Annotated in this window: 8 protein-coding genes and 1 pseudogene; 3 read left to right on the top strand and 6 right to left on the bottom strand. The window is 68.2% G+C overall.

Annotated features, from left to right (window positions below; genetic code table 11):
- The 4 genes from speD to ACFWF3_RS12830 all read right to left on the bottom strand — a co-directional run.
- On the bottom strand, positions 1-447 hold a 447-nt coding region (speD, locus tag ACFWF3_RS12845; protein WP_379313824.1), incomplete at its 3' end, for an adenosylmethionine decarboxylase.
- An 8-nt stretch (positions 448-455) separates the two neighbouring features.
- Entirely contained in the window at positions 456-1,559 is a 1,104-nt protein-coding gene (locus ACFWF3_RS12840) for a type III PLP-dependent enzyme (protein ID WP_378626650.1), read from the bottom strand.
- Between the two features lie 103 nt (positions 1,560-1,662).
- Entirely contained in the window at positions 1,663-4,161 is a 2,499-nt protein-coding gene (locus tag ACFWF3_RS12835) for a DEAD/DEAH box helicase (protein ID WP_379313823.1), read from the bottom strand.
- A 26-nt stretch (positions 4,162-4,187) separates the two neighbouring features.
- A complete protein-coding gene (locus ACFWF3_RS12830) occupies positions 4,188-5,132 on the bottom strand; it encodes a PAC2 family protein (RefSeq protein ID WP_378988602.1) in 945 nt (314 codons plus the stop codon).
- 232 nt (positions 5,133-5,364) lie between these two features.
- Here ACFWF3_RS12830 and ACFWF3_RS12825 point away from each other — a divergent pair, with 232 nt between their 5' ends.
- Entirely contained in the window at positions 5,365-6,087 is a 723-nt protein-coding gene (locus ACFWF3_RS12825; RefSeq protein ID WP_379313822.1) for a sensor domain-containing protein, read from the top strand.
- A 146-nt stretch (positions 6,088-6,233) separates the two neighbouring features.
- Positions 6,234-7,400, top strand: a complete 1,167-nt coding sequence (locus ACFWF3_RS12820) for a DUF4192 domain-containing protein (protein ID WP_379313821.1) — start codon at positions 6,234-6,236, stop codon at positions 7,398-7,400.
- 10 nt (positions 7,401-7,410) lie between these two features.
- Here ACFWF3_RS12820 and galE read toward each other — a convergent pair whose 3' ends face one another.
- Positions 7,411-8,391, bottom strand: coding sequence for a UDP-glucose 4-epimerase GalE (gene galE, locus ACFWF3_RS12815; RefSeq protein WP_378626657.1), 981 nt, complete (start codon positions 8,389-8,391; stop codon positions 7,411-7,413).
- 3 nt (positions 8,392-8,394) lie between these two features.
- Positions 8,395-9,081: a metal-dependent transcriptional regulator gene (locus tag ACFWF3_RS12810; protein ID WP_379221941.1), complete on the bottom strand. Its 687-nt coding sequence runs from the start codon at positions 9,079-9,081 to the stop codon at positions 8,395-8,397.
- 129 nt (positions 9,082-9,210) lie between these two features.
- On the opposite strand from ACFWF3_RS12810, the pseudogene ACFWF3_RS12805 reads away from it, so the two are divergent.
- Positions 9,211-9,486, top strand: a pseudogene (locus ACFWF3_RS12805) (acetoin utilization protein AcuC); the annotation flags it as partial.

Here is a 9,486-nt window from a genome sequence, read left to right as displayed (position 1 = left end):
GTGCTGGAACGGGGTGTTCGTATCCACGATCACCTCGTGCAGATCCCAGATCCGGGTCAGGCCGTCGCCCACCGGTTCGTAGATCTTCTCGGCGCCGTGGCCACGCTGGACCGTCTGCATCCGAACTGTGGTGGGGGACAACTTGTCTCGGAGCAACTCGACGGCTTTCGTCGCGCCCGCACCGATGCTGCCGCAGGTGAAGACGTCGACGAAGATGTCGCCGGACTCCGGATAAGTGTGAATCGAGGCGTGAGACTCCGACAACAGCGCGAGGACGGTCACCCCCTGCGGATCGAACTTTTTGTGAACGACTTCGCAGATGGTGACGCCCGCCGCGATCAGAGACTCACGCAACGCCGATTCGAGTCGTTCGAGATCGTCACACAGGGCTGTGTCGACGCCACCGAACTCGGCCAGCACATGCCAACCGGTGAATTCCGCCGTCATGGGCAAACTCACTCTCGCTCAGCGCCCGAGACATGAACGGTCAAGGGCGGAAAACCATTGAAGGACACCGACGAATAACTCGCGGTATAGGCGCCGGTGTGCAGGATCTGAATCCGGTCACCGGCTCGCAACGTGGTCGGCAGAAGGACCTTCGTGCGTTGATACAGTACATCGTCGCCGTCGCAGGTCGGACCCGCGACCACCGCCTCCGACACCGGATCGCCGTCGCGATCGGTGACGAAACGGTAAGCGATGTACTCGTTCTCGGTCTCGGCCATACCGTTGTATCGGCCGATGTCGAGATACACCCAGCGCCGGCCATCCGGCGCGAATCGCACGCCGACGACCTCGGCGTGCACAGTGCCCGCGTTACCCACCAGCGCACGGCCGGGTTCCACGATCAGGCCGATGGCCGCGGGCAGGAACTCGGCGGCGGCACCGGAGATGGCGGCCGCGATCGCGTCGAGTTCGGGGGCGGCGTCGACGTAGGAGATCGGCAGACCGCCACCTACATTGACCGCCGTGACGTGAATGTCCTTGTCCGCCAACGCCGTGACGATCGCACCCGCCTGCTCGATGCCGATCCGCCATGCGGCGGGGTCGAGCTGCTGGGAGCCGACGTGGAAATAGGGGCCGCCGACCCGTAGACCCAGATCCCGGGCGCGCACCAGCAGCCGCAGGGCTTCGGCGGGCGCGCACCCGAACTTGGTGCCGAACGGGGTCCGTGATTCGGGGGCCGAGGACAGGAACCGGCACTCGACCTCGGAGCCGGGCGCGTGCTCGGCGATGCGGTCGAGGTCGTCCTCGGTGTCGAAGGCGTAGCGGCGCACCCCGAGGGCGAAGGCGCGCGCGATATGGGCGCTCTTCTTGATCGGGTTGCCGTAGCAGAGCCGCTCGGGCGCGACACCGAGGTCGAGGCACTGGTCGATCTCGCCGATGCTGGCGACGTCGAATTCGGCGCCCTCGTCGTCGAGCAGGGTGATCAGTTCCGCCACCGGCGCCGCCTTGACCGCGTACCGGATCCGGGTGCCGACAGCGACGGCGGCGTCGAGGGTTCGGTAGTTGGCACGTACCCGCTCGGGGTCGATGACAAGGTACGGGGATTCGGGCACAGGTGAACTTTCGGTCGGCAGCCGGGAGAGACTATCAGCGGCGCCTACCCAACAACGAATCCGTCAAACATTCGTCATATTCGTCATAGGCAACTGGTATTACTCATCCCGCCGTGACTGTGACCTCGTCGAACACCACCTCGCCCGCGGCATCGGATTCCTCGAGATCCACGATCGCCGTGACCGCCCAGCCGTGATCACCCGCGGGGTCGTCGATCACCTGGCGGACATGCCAGAAACCGGGCCGCTGCTCGATCCCGAACAGTTGTGGGCCGCGCGCGTCGGGGCCGGTGCCGATCGTGGCGTACTCGTCGAAATAGGGGGCGAAGTCCTCGGCCCAATCGGGGCCGGTGCCGAGTTGGTCGAGTTCGTACCAGCGGTGTCGCGACGCCAGCTCCACCCGGCGGAACATGGCGTTGCGCACCATGATCCGGAAGGCGCGTTCGTTGGCGGTGATCGGGCGCACCGTTTCGGCACCGAACGCTATCTGCTGGGCGTCGTTCTCGGCGCCGGGGTTGGTGAGCTGTTCCCACTCGTCGAGCAGGCTCGAGTCGACCTGGCGGATGAGTTCGCCGAGCCATTCGGTGAGGTCGTCGAGATCCTCGGTGCGGGCGGCGTCGGGCACGGTGCGGCGCAAGGCGCGGTAGGCGTCGGCGAGGTAGCGCAGGACCACGCCTTCGGAGCGGGTCAGTTCGTAGTGCGAGATCAGTTCGGCGAAGGTCATCGCGCGTTCGATCATGTCGCGCACCACCGACTTCGGTGACGGCGCGAACTCCGACACCCACGGGTGGCCGGCCCGGTAGGTCTCGAACATCGGATCGATCAGCTCGGCCAGGGGCTTGGGCCAGGTGACTTCCTCGAGCAGCTCCATGCGCTCCTCGTATTCGATCCCGTCGGCCTTCATCTCGTTGACGGCGACACCACGAGCCTTGTGCTGCTGGGCCATCAGTAGCTGGCGCGGGTCCTCGAGGGTCGCCTCGATCAGCGAGACGACGTCGAGTGTGTAGGTGGGACTGTCGCGATCGAGCAGGTCGAACGCGGCCAGCGCGAACGGTGACAGTGGTTGGTCCAGCGCGAAATCGCGTTGCAGGTCGACGGTGAGCCGCGCCATCCTGCCCTTCGCGTCGGGCTCGGACAGTTGTTGCACCACACCGGCATCGCGCAGCGACCGGTACAGGCGCAGGGCTCGCAGGATGTGCTTGCGTTGCGCGGGACGCGGCTCGTGGTTGTCCTCGAGCAGGTGACGCATCGCGTAGAAGCAGTTGCCCGGGCGGGCGATCACATTGAGCAACATCGAGTTGGTCACCGCGAAGCGCGACACCATCGGCTCGGGCGGGGCGGCGATCAGCCGGTCGAAGGTCTCCTCGCTCCACGAGACGAAACCCTCCGGCGGCTTGCGACGCACCACTTTTCGCTGCTTCTTCGGGTCGTCACCCGCCTTGGCGATGAGGCGGGTGTTCTCGACCTCGTGCTCGGGAGCCTGCACCACCACGGTGCCCATCGTGTCGTAGCCCGCGCGACCCGCGCGCCCGGCGATCTGATGGAACTCACGCGCTTTGAGCCTGCGGGTGCGCACACCGTCGTACTTGGTGAGACCGGTGAACAACACGGTACGGATCGGGACGTTGATGCCGACGCCGAGGGTATCGGTGCCGCACACCACTTTCAGCAGCCCGTCCTGAGCGAGCTTCTCCACGAGGCGGCGATATTTGGGCAGCATCCCCGCGTGGTGCACACCGATGCCGTGACGGATCAGCCGCGACAGCGTCTTGCCGAAGCCCGAGGCGAACCGGAACTCGCCGATGGCGGCGGCGATCGCGTCCTTCTCGGCACGGGAGGCGAAGTTCACGCTCGTCAGCGCCTGCGCGCGTTCGAGCGCGGCGGCCTGGGTGAAGTGCACGACGTAGACCGGCGCCTGGTGGGTGGTCACCAGCTCTTCGAGAGTCTCGGTGATCGGGGTGCGCACATACGAGAACGTCAGTGGGACAGGACGTTCGGTGCCCGCGACCACCGTGGTGGAGCGGCCGGTGCGCGCCTCGAGATCGGCGGCGAAGAAGTCCACTTCGCCCAATGTCGCCGACATCAGCAGGAATTGGGCGCGGGGGAGTTCGATGATCGGCACCTGCCACGCCCAGCCGCGGTCCGGGTCGGCGTAGAAATGGAACTCGTCCATCACGATCTGCCCGACCTCGGCTGCCGCGCCCTCGCGTAACGCCAGGTTCGCCAGGATCTCGGCCGTGGCGCAGATGATCGGGGCGTCGGCGTTGACCGCCGCGTCACCGGTCACCATGCCCACGTTCTCCGCGCCGAACACCTCACACAGCGCGAAGAACTTCTCGCTGACCAGCGCCTTGATCGGCGCGGTGTAGTAGCTGCGCTGCCCGTTGGCCATGGCGAACAGGTGCGCGCCGACCGCTACCAGAGACTTTCCGGAGCCGGTCGGCGTCGCCAGGATGACATTGGACCCCGACGCCAACTCCATCAGCGCCTCGTCCTGCGCTGGATACAGGGTTGTGCCCTGCTCGGCAGCCCACGCCGCGAACGACTCGTAGAGCGCGTCGGCGTCGGTCCCGGGAATTTCCAGTAGGTCGGTCAGATCCACTCCGACCACCCTAGTGGGTGTGGGGGTCAGTCTTTACCTTCGCCGGAGGTGTCGTCGTAACCACCCTGCTCGGCCAGGAAGCGCTCGAACTCCGCCCCTAGTTCCTCGCCACTGGGCAGTTCACCGTCGGCGGCCAGCAGGCTGGACTGGCGTTCCTGGGCGGTGACGAAGCTGTCGTACTGGCGTTCCAGCGCTGTGACGACCGTCTCCACCTCCTCGTTGCCCGCGATGTGCTCGGCGACCTGCTCGCGCACGCGCGCGGCCGCCTCGCCCAGCGCGGAGAGCGGCAGATCCAGGCCCGCGTTGTCGGCGAAGTTCTCCAGCAGCGTCTGCGCGGCCTCGGGGTAATCGGTCTGGGCCAGGTAGTGCGGCACGTGCACCGAGAATCCGAGCGATTCGTGGCCGTGCTGCGCCATCCGGTACTCGAGCAGCGACGACGCGCTGCCCGGCACCTGCAACTCGCCCGGCCAGCGCTGGTGCTCGCCGATCAGCGAACGATCCGAGGAATGCGCGGTGACACCGAGCGGACGGGTGTGCGGGATCGCCATCGGAATCGCCGACAGGCCGATCGTGCGGCGCACACCGAGCTGTTCGGCCAGCAGCCGCACCGCAGTGGTGAACTTCTCCCAGCGCAGGTCCGGTTCCAGGCCCGAGAGCAGCAGGAACGGGGTGCCCGCGGTGTCGCGCAACGCCCACAGGTTCAGTTCCGGTTCCGCGTAATCGGCGAAATGATCGGTCTTGAACGTCATCAGCGGGCGGCGCGACCGGTAATCGAGCAACTCGTCGACATCGAACGACGCGACCAGCTCCGATTCGAGGCTCTCGCGCAGATGGGTCGTCGCCAGACGCACGGCGTGCCCGGCGTCGGTGAAACCTTCCAGACCGTGCACCAGCACGGGGCCCGCACCGTCGTCCGAGGACAACTGCGGCGCCGGAAACTCCAGTTCGTACATATGCGACTGGTCATCCATCGCGTTTCTCCTTCCTGCGCGGTCCACCATCGCTCGCGGGGTGGGGAAGCGGATCTCCATTGTCCCCCACGCGAGCAGTGCCATCACACACGGCCGGGGACGGCTCGTCCTGTTAGGCAACAGCATGGACACCTCGCGCATTCCCGCCCGGCGCGGGGGACCGGGGTGTGCCGCGCCGCCGCCCGGCGTGGCGCGACCGGACCGATCGAGGCGGTGGGGCACAGTGGACGGTGTGAACGTGGCGCAGGCGACACCGATCCGCGCGGGTGATCCGGGCCTGCGCCGCTGGTGGCTGGGGTTGGTGGCCGTGTCCTTCGCGCTCACCGGGTGTGCGCAGAGCGTCAGCGGGACACCGGTCGCCGAGAGCGCGGTATCGGTGCGGCAGATCGATGGTTCGCTGGCCGAGCTGCTGCCCGCGCCGTCGCAGTTTCCGGCCCGGTATCCGGCGGTCGTGCTGCCCGCGCAGGCGGCGACGGCGGCCGCGGCCGATCTCGACGGAGTGGGGGCGGGCGCGACCGTCAGCCCGGCGAAATGCACACCGGTCGAGGCAGAGCCCGGCGGGGAGCCCGCGGCGGTGGCGGTCGGGACCGATGACGCGAGCCGGGCCACCCTGACCGTCGAGTTGTCGCGGAGCGCCGAACCGGTGTCGTCGCTGCGCGATCGACTCGGTGAGTGCGGGCTGATCCAGGTTCGGCGGGCGGGTGCGGGGTCCACCGTCACGACCGCGCTCGACCGGACCGCGCCGACCGGTACCGACGACGCGATAGCGTTGCGGCGCACCGTGGTTCCCGAAGTCGGCGGTGCGGGGCTGACGCAGACGATGCAGACCTCGATCGGGCAGATCGGCGACGTGCGCATCACGGTGACGTCGATGACCTTCGGTGCGGGACAACCGGATACGGCCGCAGTGGACGAGATGTTCGCCACCACCGCCGCCGCCGTACGCGGTAGCTGAAGCGCCTACCACCAGGCGGTGACAGGTTCGCCCGCCGCGCATGGCCGGGAGCGGGATCGGTCCACAGCTTCGGCGCTACACACAGGGCGGATGAAAGCCCAGGTCGGTGCACCCGGTGTGGGGGAGCCGGCGGGCACCGTGGAGCCATGACGCCTTCGACGAACCCCACCCGCCGGGTCAAGCGCTCCGGACCGTTTCCCCGCGCACTCGGCTGCGCCGAATCCACTCCCCGCTATCCCGGCGGGCTGCCGCGCCCACCGCTGCGGGTCGACGAACCCGGTGAGCTGATCGCCGCCCTGCCCGCGATGCTCGGCTTCGTCCCCGAACGGTCCCTCGTCGTCGCCGTGCTGCACGAGGTGGCGGGCGGTGCGGCCGAGGCGATCGAGGCGGTGGTGCGCTTCGACCTCGACGTGGCCACCGACATCCGGCTGCTCGACCAGTTCACCGCCTGCCTGGCATCGATCTGCCTGCGCGAAGAGGCGACCGGGGTGCTCGCCGTCTTCGTCGAGGACCGTGCCGAGTTCGAGAGCGAGGAGGTCCTGCGCGCGGCCGAATTGATCGACGTACTGGCCGAGGACGGAATCGCGGTCCGCGGCGCCTGGTCGGTTCCCGCGATCGCGGCGGGCGAACGCTACCGCAGTGTGTTCGGCCTGGTCGGGACCGGCCTGGTCGCCGATCCGTCGTCCTCGATCGTGGCCGTGTCACATGTGCTGGAAGGCAAGCAGATTCGTGGCTCGCGTCAGGAGATGACGGCGCTGATGGTTCCCGACGAGCTGCTGAGCGCGCGCGTGCGCGCTCAGCTCGGGCCCGCGGACGCGCGCTACCGGGGTGGGCTGGCGGCGGCGACGCGCGCCGGTAACGCCCTGGCCTACCAGCGGCGGGCACTGGAATGGGTGCTGTGGCAGATCGCCGACACCGCGTCCGGCGCACCGCGTGCCGCACGCGAACTCGCGCGACTGGCCGCGACCCTGCGCGACCGGCCGATCCGCGACGCCGTGTACGGCCTCGCGGTCGGCGATCACGCCGAAGCCGCCGAGCGGCTGTGGGCGCAGTTGGCCAGGGCGACACCCGGTACCGACCGCGCCGAAGCAGCGTCGCTGCTCGGCTTCAGTGCCTACCTGCGCGGCGACGGACCGTTCGCCGGCGTCGCGATCGGCGCCGCCGTCGAGGCCGACGCCGAGCACGCGATGGCGGTGCTGCTGGAGACCTCGCTACAGACCGGACTGCGGCCCGAACGGCTGCGCAGACTCGCGCTGTGTGGTCACCAGATCGCCGCCGATCTCGGGGTCGACATCGGCCCGATCACCCGGTGAGGCAGGCAGGTCAGCGAGCGCTGTGGGCCTTCGTGCCGAGGGAACGCAGGAAATCCCAGGCGTCGGAGACGATCTCGTCGAGGTCGTTGTGCTCGGGTCGCCAGCCCAGTTCGGCGACCGCGCGGTCACTGGAGGCGATCAATACGGCCGGGTCACCCGCGCGGCGCGGCGCGTCGATCGTCTCGATCGGCAGACCGGTGACCCGCTCGCACGCCGAGATCACTTCGCGCACCGAGAAACCCGTGCCCGAACCCAGGTTGCAGATCCGGTGCGTGCCCGGCTGCGACGACGACAGCGCGAGCAGATGCGCCTGCGCCAGGTCGCGGATGTGGATGTAGTCACGCACGCACGTACCGTCCGGCGTCGGCCAGTCGGTGCCGTACACCGAAATGGCCTTGCGATGACCCAGCGCCACCTGCAACACGAGGGGGATCAGATGCGTTTCCACCACCCGGTTCTCGCCGAGCCCGGCATAGGCGCCCGCCACGTTGAAATAGCGCAGGCTGGTCGCGGCCAGATCGTGCGCCACCGCGTAGGAGGTGATGGCGTGATCGATGGCCAGCTTGCTGGCGCCGTAGGGATTGGTGGGGCGCGTGGGCGAGGCCTCGGTGATCGGGACCTGCTCGGGCTCGCCGTACACCGCGGCGGTGGAGGAGAACACCAGGCGGGGGGTTCCGGTCTCACGGATCGCCTCGAGCAGCGTGAGCGTTTTCACGACGTTGCCGTGCCAGTACTTCTCCGGCTGCTCCACCGACTCACCGACCAGCGACTGCGCCGCGAAATGCAGAACACCGTCGAAGGATTCGGCACGCAGCAGATCGGGGGCGGCGACAGCGATATCACCGTCGACGAACCGGGCACCGGCCGGCACACCGTCGGCGTTACCGGTCGAGAGGTCATCGACCACGACCACCTCGTGGCCCTCTTCGAGCAGCACGGCGGCGCAACCGCCACCCACGTAGCCGGCGCCGCCGGTGACAAGAAGTTTCACGAATCAGACCAGCCTCACCTGGACGGCATGCGCCATCTCTTCGGACAGTTCGAAACCGTTGTGGCCCGGCACCGTGATCAGTACCGCACCCGGCTTGGTCTCCACGGTAACGCGTGCGTCGGGCACCACGCCCGCCTCACGCAACCGCCCGATGACCTCCGGGTCGGTCTGGATGTGTTCGGCCAGCCTGCGCACGACCACCGCGTGCAGCGCGCCGTTGGGCAGATCGGAGAGCCGGATCAGCTTCTCCTCGGCGGCGGGCACGTCGCCGAGGCCGAGTTCGTCCAGACCGGGGATGGGGTTGCCGTAGGGCGAGGTGGTCGGGTGGTTGAGCACCTCGATCAGGCGCCGCTCCACCTCCTCGCTCATCACGTGTTCCCAGCGACACGCCTCGGCGTGGACGTTCTCCCAGTCCAGACCGATGATGTCGACCAGCAACCGCTCGGCGAGCCGGTGCTTGCGCATCACCGAGACGGCCATGGACCGGCCCTTGTCGGTGAGCTCGAGATGGCGGTCGCCCGCGACGAGCAACAGGCCGTCGCGCTCCATCCGCGCGACCGTCTGGCTCACCGTCGGACCACTCTGCTCGAGGCGTTCGGCGATGCGTGCCCGCAACGGCACCACGCCCTCTTCCTCGAGGTCGTAGATGGTACGGAGATACATCTCCGTGGTGTCGACCAGATCCTTCACCTGATACCCCTTCGTCAGCACGAATTCTACCCACGCGCGAACGCCGGTCCGCCCGTCGGACCAGCGGCCCTATTTCTACTGCATGTCAACGCCGCACGGGGGCCGCTGCTTCCGGCTAGCGTGGCGACCATGGTCACGTCGCCGCGCAGCGAAACCAGTGGGACCGTCGTGTGGACCGAGCGATTCCTCGGCTACACCTGGAGTCCAGAGCATCCGATGAAGCCGGCGCGCCTGCAATACACCATGTCGCTGGCCGAAAGCCTAGGTCTTCTCGATGGTGTCGAGCCGTTGGCACCCGACGCGGCCACCCAGGCCGATCTGATGCGGGTCCACAGCAGCTCCTACATCGAGGCGGTGCGCCGGGCCGGACAGGGCCCGCCGACGCCCGAGGATGTCCTCTACGGG

It is taken from the genome of Nocardia sp. NPDC060220, from assembly GCF_042727815.1.
Classification (GTDB): domain Bacteria; phylum Actinomycetota; class Actinomycetes; order Mycobacteriales; family Mycobacteriaceae; genus Nocardia.
This window is presented reverse-complemented; position numbering and strand designations above follow the sequence as displayed.

What these genes read in the sequence shown, in the direction of transcription:
- ACFWF3_RS12830 (WP_378988602.1), bottom strand. Translation starts at nt 5,132, where the DNA reads ATGGATGACCAGTCGCATATGTACGAACTGGAGTTTCCGGCGCCGCAG.
- ACFWF3_RS12820 (WP_379313821.1), top strand. Translation starts at nt 6,234, where the DNA reads ATGACGCCTTCGACGAACCCCACCCGCCGGGTCAAGCGCTCCGGACCG.